This is a genomic window from uncultured Marivita sp., from assembly GCF_947488135.1.
Lineage (GTDB): Bacteria > Pseudomonadota > Alphaproteobacteria > Rhodobacterales > Rhodobacteraceae > Marivita.
Genome location: NZ_CANKYW010000003.1, coordinates 240751 through 255307, shown reverse-complemented (window position 1 = coordinate 255307; position 14557 = coordinate 240751). Strand labels below are relative to the sequence as shown.

Annotated in this window: 23 protein-coding genes; 6 read left to right on the top strand and 17 right to left on the bottom strand. The window is 58.5% G+C overall.

The window, feature by feature from the left end; translation table 11 throughout:
• Positions 1-83 precede the first annotated feature (83 nt).
• Complete coding sequence (locus tag Q1B16_RS12155; RefSeq protein WP_299788670.1) at positions 84-1031, top strand: LysR substrate-binding domain-containing protein; 948 nt, start codon at positions 84-86, stop codon at positions 1029-1031.
• Positions 1032-1127: 96 nt separating this feature from the next.
• Entirely contained in the window at positions 1128-2165 is a 1038-nt protein-coding gene (locus Q1B16_RS12150; protein ID WP_299788667.1) for an aromatic ring-hydroxylating dioxygenase subunit alpha, read from the top strand.
• Positions 2166-2173: 8 nt separating this feature from the next.
• On the opposite strand, the gene Q1B16_RS12145 is transcribed toward Q1B16_RS12150, so the two are convergent.
• From Q1B16_RS12145 to Q1B16_RS12075, 15 genes are all read right to left on the bottom strand, one after another.
• Positions 2174-2494 (bottom strand): non-heme iron oxygenase ferredoxin subunit, encoded by a 321-nt coding sequence (locus tag Q1B16_RS12145; RefSeq protein WP_299788664.1) that lies wholly within the window; start codon positions 2492-2494, stop codon positions 2174-2176.
• A complete protein-coding gene (locus tag Q1B16_RS12140) occupies positions 2491-3456 on the bottom strand; it encodes a fatty acid desaturase family protein (RefSeq protein ID WP_299788661.1) in 966 nt (321 codons plus the stop codon). The genes Q1B16_RS12145 and Q1B16_RS12140 overlap by 4 nt, the downstream gene beginning before the upstream one ends.
• Positions 3457-3606: 150 nt before the next feature.
• The gene (locus Q1B16_RS12135) at positions 3607-4425 is read right to left on the bottom strand and encodes a substrate-binding domain-containing protein (RefSeq protein ID WP_299788657.1); all 819 of its coding nucleotides are present in this window, start codon (positions 4423-4425) and stop codon (positions 3607-3609) included.
• A 25-nt stretch (positions 4426-4450) separates the two neighbouring features.
• The gene (locus tag Q1B16_RS12130) at positions 4451-5206 is read right to left on the bottom strand and encodes an ATP-binding cassette domain-containing protein (protein ID WP_299788654.1); all 756 of its coding nucleotides are present in this window, start codon (positions 5204-5206) and stop codon (positions 4451-4453) included.
• Positions 5199-5906: an ABC transporter permease gene (locus Q1B16_RS12125; protein WP_299788651.1), complete on the bottom strand. Its 708-nt coding sequence runs from the start codon at positions 5904-5906 to the stop codon at positions 5199-5201. Before Q1B16_RS12125 ends, Q1B16_RS12130 begins: the two co-directional genes overlap by 8 nt.
• Positions 5907-6065: 159 nt before the next feature.
• On the bottom strand, positions 6066-6263 hold the full coding sequence (locus Q1B16_RS12120; protein WP_299788648.1) for a CsbD family protein: 198 nt from the start codon (positions 6261-6263) through the stop codon (positions 6066-6068).
• 16 nt (positions 6264-6279) lie between these two features.
• Positions 6280-6522, bottom strand: coding sequence for a hypothetical protein (locus Q1B16_RS12115; protein ID WP_299788644.1), 243 nt, complete (start codon positions 6520-6522; stop codon positions 6280-6282).
• Positions 6523-6582: 60 nt separating this feature from the next.
• On the bottom strand, positions 6583-7047 hold the full coding sequence (locus tag Q1B16_RS12110; RefSeq protein WP_299788641.1) for a host attachment family protein: 465 nt from the start codon (positions 7045-7047) through the stop codon (positions 6583-6585).
• Positions 7037-7249: a hypothetical protein gene (locus Q1B16_RS12105; RefSeq protein WP_299788638.1), complete on the bottom strand. Its 213-nt coding sequence runs from the start codon at positions 7247-7249 to the stop codon at positions 7037-7039. Before Q1B16_RS12105 ends, Q1B16_RS12110 begins: the two co-directional genes overlap by 11 nt.
• Positions 7242-7640 carry a DUF4112 domain-containing protein gene (locus Q1B16_RS12100; protein WP_299788635.1) on the bottom strand — a complete coding sequence of 133 codons (399 nt, stop codon included), beginning with the start codon at positions 7638-7640 and terminating at the stop codon, positions 7242-7244. The genes Q1B16_RS12105 and Q1B16_RS12100 overlap by 8 nt, the downstream gene beginning before the upstream one ends.
• Positions 7612-7770, bottom strand: a complete 159-nt coding sequence (locus Q1B16_RS12095) for a YqaE/Pmp3 family membrane protein (protein ID WP_299788632.1) — start codon at positions 7768-7770, stop codon at positions 7612-7614. The genes Q1B16_RS12100 and Q1B16_RS12095 overlap by 29 nt, the downstream gene beginning before the upstream one ends.
• Positions 7771-7807: 37 nt before the next feature.
• Positions 7808-8776, bottom strand: coding sequence for a YihY/virulence factor BrkB family protein (locus Q1B16_RS12090; protein WP_299788629.1), 969 nt, complete (start codon positions 8774-8776; stop codon positions 7808-7810).
• Between the two features lie 58 nt (positions 8777-8834).
• Positions 8835-10346 (bottom strand): phospholipase D-like domain-containing protein, encoded by a 1512-nt coding sequence (locus Q1B16_RS12085; protein ID WP_299788626.1) that lies wholly within the window; start codon positions 10344-10346, stop codon positions 8835-8837.
• Between the two features lie 40 nt (positions 10347-10386).
• A complete protein-coding gene (locus Q1B16_RS12080) occupies positions 10387-10935 on the bottom strand; it encodes an RNA polymerase sigma factor (protein WP_299788624.1) in 549 nt (182 codons plus the stop codon).
• A complete protein-coding gene (locus tag Q1B16_RS12075; protein ID WP_299788621.1) occupies positions 10932-11093 on the bottom strand; it encodes a NepR family anti-sigma factor in 162 nt (53 codons plus the stop codon). The genes Q1B16_RS12080 and Q1B16_RS12075 overlap by 4 nt, the downstream gene beginning before the upstream one ends.
• A gap of 108 nt (positions 11094-11201) precedes the next feature.
• On the opposite strand from Q1B16_RS12075, the gene Q1B16_RS12070 reads away from it, so the two are divergent.
• Positions 11202-12011: a response regulator gene (locus Q1B16_RS12070; RefSeq protein WP_299788618.1), complete on the top strand. Its 810-nt coding sequence runs from the start codon at positions 11202-11204 to the stop codon at positions 12009-12011.
• A gap of 56 nt (positions 12012-12067) precedes the next feature.
• Here the strand turns inward: Q1B16_RS12070 and Q1B16_RS12065 are convergent, their stop codons facing one another.
• Positions 12068-12229, bottom strand: a complete 162-nt coding sequence (locus tag Q1B16_RS12065) for a DUF1328 domain-containing protein (RefSeq protein ID WP_299788615.1) — start codon at positions 12227-12229, stop codon at positions 12068-12070.
• 116 nt (positions 12230-12345) lie between these two features.
• Between Q1B16_RS12065 and Q1B16_RS12060 the strand changes: the two genes are divergently transcribed.
• The gene (locus tag Q1B16_RS12060; protein ID WP_299788612.1) at positions 12346-12636 is read left to right on the top strand and encodes a hypothetical protein; all 291 of its coding nucleotides are present in this window, start codon (positions 12346-12348) and stop codon (positions 12634-12636) included.
• Here the strand turns inward: Q1B16_RS12060 and Q1B16_RS12055 are convergent.
• On the bottom strand, positions 12633-13001 hold the full coding sequence (locus tag Q1B16_RS12055; RefSeq protein ID WP_299788609.1) for a hypothetical protein: 369 nt from the start codon (positions 12999-13001) through the stop codon (positions 12633-12635). The two genes, Q1B16_RS12060 and Q1B16_RS12055, sit on opposite strands and share 4 nt — an antisense overlap.
• An 80-nt stretch (positions 13002-13081) precedes the next feature.
• Here Q1B16_RS12055 and Q1B16_RS12050 point away from each other — a divergent pair, with 80 nt between their 5' ends.
• A complete protein-coding gene (locus tag Q1B16_RS12050; RefSeq protein WP_299788607.1) occupies positions 13082-13810 on the top strand; it encodes a Crp/Fnr family transcriptional regulator in 729 nt (242 codons plus the stop codon).
• A 288-nt stretch (positions 13811-14098) separates the two neighbouring features.
• Complete coding sequence (locus Q1B16_RS12045) at positions 14099-14533, top strand: DUF2383 domain-containing protein (protein ID WP_299788604.1); 435 nt, start codon at positions 14099-14101, stop codon at positions 14531-14533.
• Positions 14534-14557 lie beyond the last annotated feature (24 nt).

Here is a 14557-nt window from a genome sequence, read left to right as displayed (position 1 = left end):
GCTCTCCTGTGTCGAGGAGGGTAAGATCACGCCAACGCGGGCGCCAATTGAAAGCAGGCATGAATGTCATTAGTCTTGCTAATATGATCTTGAATCTCCCCTTTGCCGCCCTGCGCGCGTTCGAGGCCGTTGCCCGGCACGGCAGCTTTTCCGACGCAGCCGACGAGCTGGGCGTCGGCCAAAGCGCGGTGAGCCAACATGTCAAGGCATTGGAGGAATGGCTTGGCCATGATTTGATCACCCGAGGGGCACGGCGCTCTGTCCCGACGCGGGACGGCGCGCGGTTGGCGCTCAGCATCTCGGACGGGTTGGGCCAGATTTCGGAGGTCTGCGAAGACATCCGCGACAAGGGCCGCGACGACCGGACCATCGTCATCAGCTGCCATCCCGGCTTTGCGTTCATCTGGTTGTTTCCAAGGCTTCTGAGCTTCGATCAGGCGCATCCCGAATTTGCCATCTCGATCACCACGGACACCGGGCTGCGCGGCGTTGCGCGGGCCGAGGCGGATATCGCGATCAGGTACGGCACCGGCGATTTCCCGGGGTACAGCGTTCAGCCCCTGATGCACGAGGTGCTGTTTCCCGTCTGTGCACCCGGCCTGCTGAACGGACCTGTCCCCCTCAGAACGCTGGACGATCTGGCGCATCACACGCAGATCCGGGACGAATTCGCGCCGACCACCACGGACCTGCCGACCTGGGAATACTGGGCGCGGGAAACCGGGCAAACGCTGCCGACACCCGCCCGGATCCGCAGTTTCGGCCAGTCGAACATGGTGGTTCAGGCGACCTTGCAGAGCGACGGCATCGCCATGGGGCGCAGCCCGCTGGTGATGGACGCCATGCGGGACGGCAGGCTTGTCCGCCCGTTTCCGCAAATCGTGCCATCGCCGCTGAATTACTGGCTGGTCTATCCGGACGACCAACGGCGGTCAAAAAAGATCGCCTTTTTCCTCGACTGGATCACGGCTGAAGCCAAGGCACAGAGCAATCTTCTGTCCACCGCGTTGGAGCGGCACGCGATCGATTAGTCAGGATAATCCGAACAATCAGTGGTTCGCACTGGTGTCGCGTAGTGATCCGATGCACTCTTTGCGTATCCCGCTTGAACGAACACGAGGCACCGCATGTTCATCCGAAACGCCTGGTACGTGGCTGGTTGGTCCAAGGATTTCGGCCGGTCCCTCAAGGCCGAGACTTATCTGGGCGAAAACGTCGTCATTTACCGGACAGGGGCCGGGGATCCGGTGGCCCTGGAAGATGCCTGCCCACATCGGAAGCTGCCGCTCTCCGAAGGCAATCTCAAGGGCGACACGGTGGAGTGCGGCTATCACGGGCTGACCTTCGCCTGTTCTGGCGCGTGTGTCGATGCGCCGACCCAGCGCGGCCAGATCCCGCGCCGCGCGGTGGTCAAATCCTATCCGGTGGTGGATCGCTATCGCCTGCTTTGGATCTGGATGGGTGACCCGGATAAGGCCGACCCGAAGCTCATCTTCCCGATCGAGAATTTCGACAATCCCGATTGGGGCTACACCGATGGCGGCGTGCTGGATATCGACTGTCACTATCTTTGGGTCTGCGACAACTTGTTGGACCCAAGCCATGTGGCCTGGGTGCATGTCACGTCATTTGCCGGGGCGGGCACCGATGACGGGCCGCTGGACGTGAACAAGACCGACCGCGGCGTGATCGTCGCGCGCTGGATCTATGGCCAGCCGCCCTCGCCCTATTACGCCAAGCTGGTGAAGTTCGACGGCGTTTGTGACCGGCTCCAGCATTACGAGATGTGCCTGCCGGGGATTGGTCTGAACAAGTCGATCTATACCCCTCCGGGCACCGGCGGGCCGGACAGCACACCGGTCGAGACCACGCTCATCAATATCTCGTACAACTTCATGACCCCGATCACTGAAGACAAGACGCGCTATTTCTGGTTCCAGCACCGCAACACCGATCCGCATGACAAGGACGTGTCAGAGCGCATGAATGCCGGTGCGCGCATGGCGTTCGAGGAAGATCGCGCGGTACTTGAAAAGGTCCATCAGGGCATGAAGAACCCCAAAACGCCCTATATCGACCTTGGCCTCGATGCCGGGGCTAAGCTGTTTCGGCAGATGGTGTCCCGCACCATCGAGGCCGAGCAGAAACAGCCGGAAACCGCGTAACACAGCCTTCAGATCAGGATCTGAACCATGCCATGAACGACGCGGGTGTCGAACCTGCGAAGCGGCACCCGCGCAGGGGCCGCCTTGGGTTGCCCAGTGCGCACATCGAACAAGCCTTGATGCAAAGGGCATTCGATCTGCGTGCCGTCGAAATGCCCGTCACACAGGTTCGCCGCACCGTGGGTGCAGCGGGCCAACGTCACAAAAATGCCGTCCTTTGCGTCAAACACCGCCAGGTTGCGCGATCCCAATGTCACCAGCGTCGCGTCCCCCGGTTCGAGATCGCGTACGGCGATCACGTCGGTCCAGACCTTCTCCCGTATGCTCACGCCTGGCGGGTCTCTGCGTCGCTGCGGGGCTTGCGGCCGATCAACTGCTTGATGATGTCGATATGCGCCCCGAGATAGCCGCGCTCTTCGACATAGACGTAGCCGCGCAGCTTTTCATGCAGCTTGGGCAGCGCGTGAAACGGGACCGAGGCTGCGTAATGATGTTCGGCGTGGTAGTTCATGTTCCAGCATAGAAACCGCATCGGCCCTGACACCAGCGACGTGCGGGTGTTTTCTGTCATGTCATCCACATTGGGACGCCCCACATGCTCGGACAGGCGGATCGCGCGCATCACCGGTTCGCCCAGGAACAGCGGAATGATCCAGTACCAGAGCGGCGCGCTCCACCCCAAGAGCAGCGAGGCGATCAGAACCGTAGCGTAGAACGCCACCATCAGCCGCGCTTCGCGAATGATGATAGGCGCTTCGTGCTTGGTCAGGAAGGTTCGATCCTCGTCGTTCAGACGGCCAGAGGCATTGCGGATGATCTGCGAGAACTTGTTGCGCCAGTAGGGCACAGACGAGATGTACCAGAGGTATGTCCACACCGAGATCGGCAACTCGATCAGTTCGGGATCCTGACCCTTGAGCTGCGTGTACGTGTGGTGGTTGCAATGCTCGTATCGAAACTGCTGAAACGGCAGAATGATCGCGTAGCCGCAGATATTGCCGAAAATGTCGTTGAGCTTGCGTGTCTTGAACACGGTGTAATGCACACATTCGTGCTGAAGCGAAAATAGGTGCACGATCACCACGCCTTGCAGGAACATCGCGGGCCATATCCACCAGCTTCCCTGCGCCAAGGCGATCAGGCTGGAGGTCAGCGCGAGCACCACCGCGAATGCCGCCACGCGGATCAACGCCGGCCCGTTGGAGCGGGTCATCAGCGCCTTCAGCTCGCGCCGTGTGAGCGCGCCTTCCTGCATGGCCTGCGTGATCGGTGTGCGGACATCGGCTGTCATCTCGGTGCTCCGGGTTGGGTGCCGTGAAAATACGGTCAGGGAGCGGGCACTGCAATCGCGGATGATGGCCTGATTGACCGGCAGCCCTGGAAACCACCCGCGATGACGGTTTTCAGGGCAGTGTTCGGGTTCAAGACTGCGTTAAGCCAATCACATTTCCGGCGCGTTCGGGAAGAAAAGCTGCTGATCGGCCACCTTGTACCCGGCGATCGCCTCTTGCCCCTCGTCCGAGACCAACCAGTCGGCGAAGGCCTGCGCGGCCTCGGCGTTGACGCTCGGGCATTTTTCGGGGCTCACCGGGATCACACCGTATTGGTTGAACATATCCTCGTCGCCTTCGACGGCGATCCGGTAATCCTGCTTGTTGCCGAAGGTGATCCAGGTTGCGCGGTCTGTCAGGACATAGGCCCCCATGCCGATCCCGGTATTGAGTGTCGCGCCCATGCCCGACCCGGTTTCACGGTACCAGCCACCGCTGGCGGTCGTGGGATCGACGCCCGCGTCGGACCAGAGCGCCATTTCCTTCTTGTGGGTTCCGCTGTCATCCCCGCGCGAGGCGAAGAGTGCACCGGTCTCTGCGATTTTCGCCAAAGCCGCCTGAACGTCGGTTTCGCCGGTGACACCTGCCGGATCAGCCTCGGGACCGACGATGACGAAGTCGTTATACATCAGATCGGTGCGCGTCGTGCCGAACCCGGCCGCGACAAAGGCTTTCTCCGACGCCTTGGCGTGAACCAAAAGCACGTCACCGTCACAATTCTCGGCGTTGCGGATCGCCTGCCCCGTGCCGACCGCCACGACATTCACCTCGATCCCGGTTTTCTCTTCGAAGATCGGCAGGAGGTAGTCGTAAAGGCCCGAATTCGCTGTCGAGGTCGTGGATTGCACGATGATAGACGAGGTTTGCGCCCAGGCGGTGCCTCCGATGACGAGGGCCAGAGCGGTTGCGGCAAGGGATTTTGCAAGCATGGTGGTCACTTTCGATGTTGAGGACTTAGACAAGAAGCTGCCCGTTGAGGAAATCGCGCGCGACCGCGCTGCGCGGTTCGGGGAAGAACTCGGACGCCGGGCTGTGTTCGGCGACACGCCCGCGATGCAGGAACACAACGTCATCCGCCATGCGCCGTGCCTGACCGATGTCATGCGTGACGAACACGACACGCACGCCGCGGGCCAACGCCTCGGTCACGATGTGTTCAATGGCGAGGACGGAGCCGGGATCGAGGCTTGCCGTGGGTTCATCGAGGAACAGGATGTCGGGATCGGTCGCCAGCGCGCGGGCCAGCGCCAGACGCTGCGCCTCACCGCCGGATAACAGGCGGGCGGGCTGGTCCGCCTTGTGCGCGAGGCCGACATGGCGCAACAGATCGGTCCGCCGGTTTCGATCCTTCCCGCGTGACTTGAGAACGAAGTCAATATTCGCGGCCACGGACCGGCGCAGAAGAACCGGTTTCTGGAACACGAGCGCTTGACGAGACATCGCGTCGGATGTGGTCAAGCCGCCCCACGAGATTTGCCCGGATGTGGGCGGGATCAACCCGTGCAGCAGTTTGAGGAACAGCGTTTTCCCCGCGCCGTTGGGCCCCATGATGACGGTACACCCGGAGGCCCCGAGTTCGAGCTGTACCCCGTCAAGCACCGTCGCGTCGCCGAACCGCAGCACAAGATCGGCGACCGAGAGCGGTAAGACCGGCACCGCCGTTTTATGCCGCGTGAGGGGCACAGAGGTGAAGCTGGCCACGTCAGACATAGGCTTGCCGCACCGCCGTCATGCGCACGGACTGCACCGCTGCATTCACCGCCAACGCGATCACAAGAAGGATGATGCCCAAGGCCAGGGCCAGCGCCAAATCTCCCTTGGAGGTTTCGAGCGCGATGGCCGTGGTCATGACCCGTGTCAGATGGTCGATATTTCCGCCGACGATGATCACCGCGCCGACCTCGGCCACGGCCCGGCCAAACCCGGCCAAGCCGACTGTCAAAAGCGAATACCGCGCATCCCACAAAAGCGCCTGCACGGTTTGCAGCCGGGTCAGGCAGAGAGAGCGGAATTGCTCGGAATACTCGGAGTGCAGATCCTCGATCACCTGACGCGACAGCGCCGCGACAATCGGCGCGATCAGGATCGTCTGCGCGATGATCATGGCGGCGGGCGTGTAAAGCAGCCCGAGAAAGCCAAGCGGACCCGATCGGGAGAGGTGCAGATACACCAACAAGCCCACCACAACCGGCGGCAGGCCCATCAGGGCATTCATCATGATCAAGACAGCGTTGCGCCCCCGAAAGCGCCCGATTGCGACAAGCGCTCCGATGGGCAGTCCGATCAGGCAGGCAATAACGGTTGCGGTCAGGCTCACCCGCAATGACAGGACAACGATTTCCAGAAGATCAGGATCGCCGGACAGCACCAGCGCGAAGGCCAAGCCCAAGGCGTCTCCGATGCTTTGCAAAATCTACCCCAAACTGCATAATTTCCCATCGTACTGCAAGTTATGCAGGTAGAGACTAGAAGTTCAAGTCCGGCCTCCGAGACTTTCGTCGCGCGACAGCGCACAAAAAAGCGCGGCTGAGAAATTCAGCCGCGCTTTCATTCAATTCAGGAAAAGGGATCAGACCTTGTTCAGGATCTGATCGACAGTCTGGCGGATTTCATCCTTGGACCTGCCAAGCTTCTGCTGAAGCACGCCCTCCATCTGTTCACGATCTCCCTTCGCTTCTTCAAGATCGTTGTCGGTCAACTCGCCGTATGTCTCGCGGAGCTGACCTTTGATTTCCGTCCACTTGCCTTCGATAAGATCGCGGTCCAATTGAACCTCCTCTTTATCAGTTCGACGCGACCGAATCTTCTTCGGGCGTTTCCACGTCGACAGTCGGTACGGTGACGGTCACGTCCCGTTCGCCGACTTCGATGTCGCCGACGTCTGCATCGTATTCGGGCATTTCACCGCCATCGATCGACACGGTTGGAAGGCTTCCTTCCTGCGTCTGATCGATATCGACCATGTATACTCCGAATGCTACGGCCGCGATGAGCACGACACCTGCGATGATTGCTCCAGTCTTCATGTCAAAATCTCCTTTTATCAGATGGTTAACCCGGAGACCCATGGAAGGTTCCATCGCCGGTCAGCTGTTTTCCATCTCTCGGCTCAAAAGCTCCTCAATCTCGTCGATGGGATGGTTCGTCAGCACTTTCGCGACATCGAGGATGAGCGTTTTTTCCACTTCGGGATGCATTTCCTTCCGCAACTCGCTGAGAGCTGGTCGGCTGGCGATGATGATCAGGTCCTTGAATCGACCTTTGTGCACGTCCTTATACAATTGATCCGCCACATCTTTGGCAAACCGCTCCTTCTCAAGCTGGTGCCAATCCGTGTCATCGACGGCGGAACGTTGAACCGATGGACCGTCGTTGAAACGGCCCGGACGGTTTGCGGCCCAATCCTGCGCTTGCGGATTGTCCTGCTCTTCCTTGTCACGGACGACGAGGTTCATATCCATCTCATCACCCTTGTTGACGAGGTAGAGCACTTTTTCGCCGTCGGCGATGACAACCCATGCGTCCTGCGGCACTCCGGATTTACGAGTCATCGTTGCCCTCCTCATCTTCAAGGCTTTTGGTGACGCGGGTTGCGCCTGCCGGACGCTCAGTTGCCCGCTTCATTTCGTCCTTGGTTCCGACAGTGCGGGACAGACGGCCACCACTGCGACCCTGCTGATCAATGTCGGCCTGGTCTCCGAATATTTCCTTGGTCTCGCTACGACCGTCTTTCGATCTATGACGTTCAGCCATGTGCCACCTCCTGGGAGCTTGCGTTGATGATTTTGCGCTGCATGTCAGATTGCAGCAGCGCAAGGTTTCTCTTGTGCGATTTGAAGGCCACGTCGAGCATATCGCCAATGATGGGAATACTGCCGACGACAAGATCGATCCCCGCATTCAGACCCATGCGTGCCAGAGTGCTTTTGCGCGCCCCCATCTGATAGCCGTTCCAGATCATCCAACCTGCGGGAATGGTTGTAATCGCGTCGCCGAGACCGGGGATGAGACCAATGATGGAGTCCCAGCCCACGCGGACGCCGATGACCGGCAAGCGAAAGCGGGTGTCCAGAAGACCTGCAACGCGTTCGATGCGGGCCATGCGGTTTGCCGTGTCAGCGGCGGGCAATGATGTAGACGGCATGGACGATCCCCGGGATATAACCAAGAATGGTAAGCAGGATGTTGATCCAGAAATGCTTGCTCAGGCCAACTTCGAGGAAGGTCCCCAAAGGCGGAAGCAAGACGGCTGCGATGATGCGTAGAAGGTCCATTGACCCCTCCAATCGTTTCTGGAGGGTCAACGTCCGATCAGCTTAGGGGTTCCGTCATTTCGTCGCCCCGCGCGGCACCAAGAGTGTCCGCCTTGACCGCACCGCGTTCGCCCATCGGGCGGTCTTCACCAATGGTGCTGTCGCGTTTGGTCTGGGCTTCGAGTTCCGCGTCGAGCAGCGCTCCGAGAAGCACGATGAAGGCGGACAGCCAGAGCCAGGTCAGAAGAATAATCACCCCACCCAGCGCGCCGAAGGTTTCGTTATACGACCCGAAAGACTGCACGTAGAGGCTGAAGCCGTAACTGCCCGCGACCCAGAGCGCGCAGGCGATGAAGGCCCCGGGAGTGAGCCACCGCCATCTCGCCGACCGTCGGCTGGGACCAAAGCGGTAGAGGATGGCGATGCCGAATGCGCCCATCAGGAACAGGAAGGGCCACCGCAGGAACATGACGAGGTCATCGATCCTGCCATAATCGCCGAAGATCGAGGCAACGACGGGGATGGCCGCGACTGCGATGATTGCAACCAGAAGGCCGAAAATGAGGATGATCGTCAAAAAAACGGTCAAGGCTTTTAGGAAAAAGAAGTTCCGCTTCTCTTTTTCTTCATAAATGAAATTCAGACCCGCGATAAAATTCGCGACCGCTTTTGAGGCGGAATACAGCGCGATGCCCAAGCTGAAAAGCGCTGCAAAGCTGAGGGTGGAGCTGTCTGCATTCGCGACGTCTTGCAACTGCCCCATAACGATATCTTCCGCTGCTTCGGGAAGCATCGCCGTGATCTCGGAGCTGTTTTCGATCAACATGCCCGGTTGCAGGAACGCCCCGGCGAAGGCGACCGCGGCGGTGATGCCGGGAAACAGCGATAACAATCCGTAAAACGCGATCCCGGCTGCGATGAGCCCCAAGTTCAATTCGGCTTGCTTGTGCCACATCCGGACCAGAACATCCAAAATGCCCTTCCAGGGAATTTCTGTGGGGCGATAGGCGGTGCGTCCGCGGCTCATAAGCAAGTTACTCCTTGTTGATCACAAGAAGAACCGATCATTCCCCTGTCAAGTTCCGTCACACGATGTTTTCCGTGATCCCAGGCAAGGTTCGCGCCAGTTCGACATGGTTGTCCGGGTCATAGGGCACGAGGAATCCAGTTCGGTTTTCCGGCAGGCAAACGCCGTTTTTGGCGATTGCGCTGGCCCACCACTGTTGCAGCGTCTCTGGGCGAAGCGCTTCGTCGGGAAGATCGTCGAACCACCAATGCGAAAGAAGCCTGTCGCGCAGCTTTGATAATTGTGACGGCTGGGTGATCGACACCGCAGCCTCCGTATCCCACCGCATGGACCGCCCGTTGAGATTGGCCGACCCGATGAGGGCGTAACTGTCGTCTTTGACCAGAACCTTGTTGTGCACATAGACCATAGGCGAACCCGCCAGCACCGCACGGCTTTCGCGCGATGACATGACGGGCCGCACCGGAGACGCGATAGTGGCCCGGTCTCCGAACGCGCTCTGAACCGTGCTGACCGCCTCTTTCTGAAGCGCCATTCCGAACCGGGTGTCGAGACCGTCTTCGTCGTAGAACGCGAGCGTCTCGGGCAGCGCAGGCAAGATCGCAACCAGCCGGAGATCGGCATTCTTGACGGCGGCCTCGGCCAAAGCGTTGGCGATGACGCTGGAACGCAGGAACTGGGTTTCGATATGAATCAGATGTTTGGCAGATTGAAAGCTGTCGATATGCGCTGTCTCGATCTCATTCACCACGGTGCGCGGTGAAAGATATGGGAACTGCATACGCCGGGGCGCCGACATCGTGCGGCGAATGTGGCTGAGCGGTGGCGCTGCACGCGTCCCGGCCGTGACTTCGAGAAAACTGTCGAGATGGGCCTTCGCTTCCGCCACTTCTGGCCCATTGCGCATCAAGAGGTGCACGTCCGACCATGTCTCGCGTGCCGGTCGGTCGTGATCCAGCGTATCGAATCGGCGTTCGTTCAGATCAAGACCGCCGATGAACAGCGTGTCGTCGTCTATCACGGCAAGCTTCTGGTGATGGGAGACGGTGCGCAGTTCTGGCATGGCCTTGCGATTGAGCAACACCGCCTGCCGCTTCAATCGATCCTTCGACAAGCCGGCGACTTGATCCCATTTCCGCTTGATGACCGCAGGCAACAAAAGCCCCCACGGCAAGGCACCGGCACGGGCGGGATGCAACCCGGCCTTGATCGTCACCTGCCCCGGCGCCGCATCGGCCACCTCGGTCAAAGCCGTCGCTTGCCGGACGGTCTGCCATGTCAACTCATGGAGCGGCGTCGCCATGATTGGATCGAAATCGCTGACGATCAGCGTCACACGCACCCCACGCTTGATGACGTGCGCCAGAAGATCAAACCAATCCTCCCCGACGGTCTGCGCTTCTTGGCTTCGCAGCTTCGTTCGCAGGTCAAACACGCGAAACGATCCGTGGACATGCGATTTCGCACGAAAAACGGCCCGCTCAAAGGCGGGCCAAGCTTCTTCTGCTGTGATCAGAACGTCGAACTCCGGCTCGTCGTCGGCCAACGGCGCTCTTGCTGGATCGGACACGTCTTCCTCTTTCAGCAGGTCCACAGGATCAACATTGGGCTCAAGCGACGTTTTTCTGGTTCGAGACGATGCCGGTGGTGACGATATCGGTCGCCTCCATCACCTCATCATCGCTCATTTTCAGGATCTCGACCAGTTGTTTGCGTGCGCGGTTGACCCGGCTTTTGATCGTGCCGACGGCAACGCCGCAGGTTTCTGCCGCTTCTTCGTAGGAAAAGCCGCCCGCACCAACAAGCACCAAAGCTTCCCGCTGTTCGTCGTTCAACTGATCGAACGCGCGGTTGAAATCCCGCATCTGAAGACGCCCGTCATGATCAGGCTTCTGGGCCATCGATGCCGCCATTTCGCCATCCACGTCGGCCACTTCGCGTCGGGCTTTGCGGTGGTGCGAGTAGTACGTGTTCCGCAGGATCGTGAAGAGCCAGGCACGCATGTTCGTACCGGGTTTGTAGGAGTCAATTTTCGTCCAAGCCTTGACCAGCGCGTCCTGCACCATGTCATCGGCAAGTGCGGAATTCCGCGTCAAGCTCATCGCGAATGCGCGCATCGCGCTCAGATGCTCGACAATTTCTTCTTTGGGATCCTTCATTTGGGTTGCCCCGCAGACGACTTGTCGGCCTCGCGGAGTTTGTTCAGAAGTTCCGTAAAGCGATCAGGGACATCCTGCTTTGCGACGTCTTCGTAGACACGCTTGAGGTTCGCCTCGATCTCCTGCTCAAGGCTTGATATTTTCCGATCCTGTTTCATGTAGCCCTTCAGATGTTTTTTCAGATTTAGTCGCGCGTTGGCTGGAACCTAACGCAACCTAATGCGTTTGGTTCCCGCAACAGATAAAAAAAGTGGGAGCTTTTCTCTATGTCGACCGACCAACCCCAGGACCTGACCTCGAAAATCGGGGCCAACCTCCCATTCCTGCGTCGATACGCTCGCGCGCTTACCGGATCACAGGTCGAAGGTGACAAATACGCGGTTGCCGCCTTGGAAGCGATCCTGAGCGACACCTCCATCTTCGATCATGAGGCGTCCAACAAGGTGGCGCTGTTCAAGGTGTTCCATTCTATCTGGTCCACGTCGGGTGCAACCCTCACCGAATCCGAAACCGGCCCCGCCGCGAAAGCACAAGAGCATTTGTCGCGACTAACATCCGGCACCCGTGAGGCCCTTCTGCTGCACACGATCGAGGAGCTTTCCTTCGAAGATGTGGCGACCGTTCTGGACGTGAGCCCGACGGAGGCGGAAAACCTTGTCGATATTGCCTATACAGAAATGGCGAAATCCTTGGCCGGTCGCGTGATGATCATCGAAGACGAAGCAATCATCGCGATGGACCTCGAAGCGATCGTCGCCGATATGGGTCACGCGGTGACTGGCATTGCACGCACCGCCGACGCAGCCGTCAATCTTTACAAGACCGAGAAACCGCATCTCATCATGTCGGACATCCAACTGGCCGACGGATCAAGTGGCATCGACGCTGTGAACAAGATTGTCGAAGACGATCCGGAAATTCCGGTGATCTTTATCACCGCCTTCCCTGAACGTTTGCTGACCGGCGAAGGCCCGGAGCCGGCGTTCCTGATCTCGAAACCCTATACCGAAGAGCAAGTTCGGTCGGCTGTCAGCCAAGCGATGTTCTTTTCCTCCACGGAAACGCTCAAGGCGTAGATTTTCAGGAAACACACAAGAAAAAACCGGAGCATTTTGCTCCGGTTTTTTTCGTTTTACGATCTGACCGCTCTGACGATCAGGGTGACGACGAAGAGCACCAGGAATACAAAGAACAGGATCTGTGCGATCCCCGCCGATGCCGATGCGATGCCGCCAAAGCCAAACAAGGCTGCGATGAGAGCAATGACTAAGAAGATTGCCGCCCAGTATAACATGAGTCCGTCCTTCCTTTCATTATCAACTGAGCGGTAAACCCGCCGCGCATCCAAAGAGTTCCGAGGAACTTTGGCTGTCACGGCGCGTTGGGCGTCCAGAAAAAGGAGACAGTATCATGGCACAAACAACCGCATCTGCCCCAACCGCACAGACCGACAAACCCAGCACCAAAACAAAGAGCAAAGATCGCTTACAGGATGTCGTTTCGGCAACTCAGGAAAGCGTCGATACCGTCGCGCAATCGGTGAAGGAAACGGCAACCCACGTCGCTGATACGACAGCCGATGCGGCGCATACTTTCCAAAGCGAATTCGATGGTGCGGTCCGCCGAAATCCGACACTGGCCGTGCTTGGCGCCATCGGTGTCGGCGTTCTCATCGGAATGGCGCTGAATAAGCGTGCTTAATCGCTTAGCCCGACATGCTTTAGTGCGGCCATCACATCATTGGTCGAAAAGGGGCGGAGCAGAATGCCCGCCCCGTTCAATTCGGCCGCATCCTTCTGGCCGTCGATCACCACTAGCGGCTTTCGCTCGGATGCCACGGTTTCAAGAAACCCTTTGGCGTCCGGCTTGTGAAGCGACAATCCGAAAATCATCAATTCCAATGATCCGTTCGTCGAAGCAAACAGGTCCCGCGCGCCCCGAACATCGCGCGCATGCGCAATCGGCCCAAGACCGCACTCGGCAAGCATTTCGGTCAAATCCTCGGCTTCGACGACGTTGTCGGATACAATGAGTGTTTTTGGAGTTGCTGAAAGCACCTCGGTCATACGTCAGAATCCTTTGGAGTTTGTCCGTTTATGACATCAATCGCACCGCTTCTCATTAAACTGTGACATAGCAAGGCATCATGACAACGAATTGCGAAAACTGCCCGCTCCGCCAGCTCGATCTTTTCGACGACATGTCGCAGGACGAGGCGAACTTTATGACCAGGTTCAAAACCGGGGAGTTCGTAGCCCAGCCCGGCACAGAACTACTGGCGGAAGGCGCATCCTCGTCGCAGCTATACACTGCCCTCGAAGGCATGGGTCTGCGGTACAAGACGTTGGAGGACGGTCGCAGACAGGTTGTCGGGTTCATTTTGCCGGGCGATTTTGTCGGGTTGCAGAGCGGCATCATGGGCGAAATGCAGCACTCTGTCGAAGCAACGACCCGCATGACGATGTGTGTCTTCAACCGGTCCGAATTCTGGGAATTGTTCCGCAATCAGCCCAGACGCGCCTTCGATCTGACTCATGTTGCCGCAACAGAAGAGATGGTTCTCGGCGAGATGCTGACGGCCGTTGGGCAGATGGACGGGCTCGCGAAAATCGCTTGGGTGCTGAACCGGTTTTTCCGCCGATTGACGGCTCTGGGATTGAACGAAAACGACCAGGTCCCACTTCCCTATCGGCAGCAGGACATCGCGGACGCAATGGGATTGTCCTTGGTACATACGAACAAAACGCTTGCGAAACTGCGCGAGCAGGGCATCGCCACTTGGGCCGATGACACCCTTACCGTCCACCGCCCGGACAAGCTTGCCGAAGCCGCACATTCGGTCGGCGTTGAAATCGTCAAACGCCCGTTGATCTGAAATTTACGGTGTCTTTGAATAGCTTTTTTCATCCGGAAACTATTGCTATGACACAGCAAATTGGTTCGTCCGGCTAAGCAGTTGCTTGTCGAAGGGTTGGGCGCGCAAGAGGTCGACACTCCTCGTAAGCAAAGGCTCTGCCTGATTGCGTCTTCGAATACACCGTGCGGGACAACCGAAAAGACCGCAAGCGGACGACGCTTGACCCCACGCCACTCGGCAACTCTCCGCGCGCTCACGGAACCGTCAACAGTTTGACGCGTTCCGTCCTAAGCCAAGGAGGTCATCATGTCCGACACAAATCACGTGAGCATCAACTGCGTGCAGTCCCTTTTCGATACGTTGGTCGACGTCAGCGAGGGATATGAAGAGCTTGTCCAGCGTGCTGATGCCTCCATCCGCGGCTTGATCCGGGATATGGCTGACCAGCACGAAAAGGATATCGCGGAGATCGATAAAACCGCAAAGCGATGCGGCATCGAACTCGACAGCTCGGGCACCTTGATGAGTGACGTACAAAAAGTGGTGGTCAAGTTTCGGGACCATGTCTCGAAACTCGGGCCAAATGTGCTCGAAGCGATTGCCGGTGGCGAAGAAACGGTCGTGAAGCGCTACGATTCCGCGATCAAGGATTTGCCGGAGGATCACGAGCTTCACACCGTTCTGACCCGACAGCGCCAAACCCTGCGCAGCAAGATCGGCGATCTGTTTTCAGCTGCCTGATTGAAATTTTACGACGGAGAACCC

Coding starts and splice junctions, on each gene's coding strand:
- Q1B16_RS12155 (WP_299788670.1), top strand. CDS start 84: ATGATCTTGAATCTCCCCTTTGCCGCCCTGCGCGCGTTCGAGGCCGTT.
- Q1B16_RS12150 (WP_299788667.1), top strand. CDS start 1,128: ATGTTCATCCGAAACGCCTGGTACGTGGCTGGTTGGTCCAAGGATTTC.
- Q1B16_RS12140 (WP_299788661.1), bottom strand. CDS start 3,456: ATGACAGCCGATGTCCGCACACCGATCACGCAGGCCATGCAGGAAGGC.
- Q1B16_RS12135 (WP_299788657.1), bottom strand. CDS start 4,425: ATGCTTGCAAAATCCCTTGCCGCAACCGCTCTGGCCCTCGTCATCGGA.
- Q1B16_RS12130 (WP_299788654.1), bottom strand. CDS start 5,206: ATGTCTGACGTGGCCAGCTTCACCTCTGTGCCCCTCACGCGGCATAAA.
- Q1B16_RS12115 (WP_299788644.1), bottom strand. CDS start 6,522: ATGAAGACTGGAGCAATCATCGCAGGTGTCGTGCTCATCGCGGCCGTA.
- Q1B16_RS12110 (WP_299788641.1), bottom strand. CDS start 7,047: ATGACTCGTAAATCCGGAGTGCCGCAGGACGCATGGGTTGTCATCGCC.
- Q1B16_RS12105 (WP_299788638.1), bottom strand. CDS start 7,249: ATGGCTGAACGTCATAGATCGAAAGACGGTCGTAGCGAGACCAAGGAA.
- Q1B16_RS12100 (WP_299788635.1), bottom strand. CDS start 7,640: ATGCCGTCTACATCATTGCCCGCCGCTGACACGGCAAACCGCATGGCC.
- Q1B16_RS12095 (WP_299788632.1), bottom strand. CDS start 7,770: ATGGACCTTCTACGCATCATCGCAGCCGTCTTGCTTCCGCCTTTGGGG.
- Q1B16_RS12090 (WP_299788629.1), bottom strand. CDS start 8,776: ATGAGCCGCGGACGCACCGCCTATCGCCCCACAGAAATTCCCTGGAAG.
- Q1B16_RS12080 (WP_299788624.1), bottom strand. CDS start 10,935: ATGAAGGATCCCAAAGAAGAAATTGTCGAGCATCTGAGCGCGATGCGC.
- Q1B16_RS12075 (WP_299788621.1), bottom strand. CDS start 11,093: ATGAAACAGGATCGGAAAATATCAAGCCTTGAGCAGGAGATCGAGGCG.
- Q1B16_RS12070 (WP_299788618.1), top strand. CDS start 11,202: ATGTCGACCGACCAACCCCAGGACCTGACCTCGAAAATCGGGGCCAAC.
- Q1B16_RS12065 (WP_299788615.1), bottom strand. CDS start 12,229: ATGTTATACTGGGCGGCAATCTTCTTAGTCATTGCTCTCATCGCAGCC.
- Q1B16_RS12060 (WP_299788612.1), top strand. CDS start 12,346: ATGGCACAAACAACCGCATCTGCCCCAACCGCACAGACCGACAAACCC.
- Q1B16_RS12055 (WP_299788609.1), bottom strand. CDS start 13,001: ATGACCGAGGTGCTTTCAGCAACTCCAAAAACACTCATTGTATCCGAC.
- Q1B16_RS12050 (WP_299788607.1), top strand. CDS start 13,082: ATGACAACGAATTGCGAAAACTGCCCGCTCCGCCAGCTCGATCTTTTC.
- Q1B16_RS12045 (WP_299788604.1), top strand. CDS start 14,099: ATGTCCGACACAAATCACGTGAGCATCAACTGCGTGCAGTCCCTTTTC.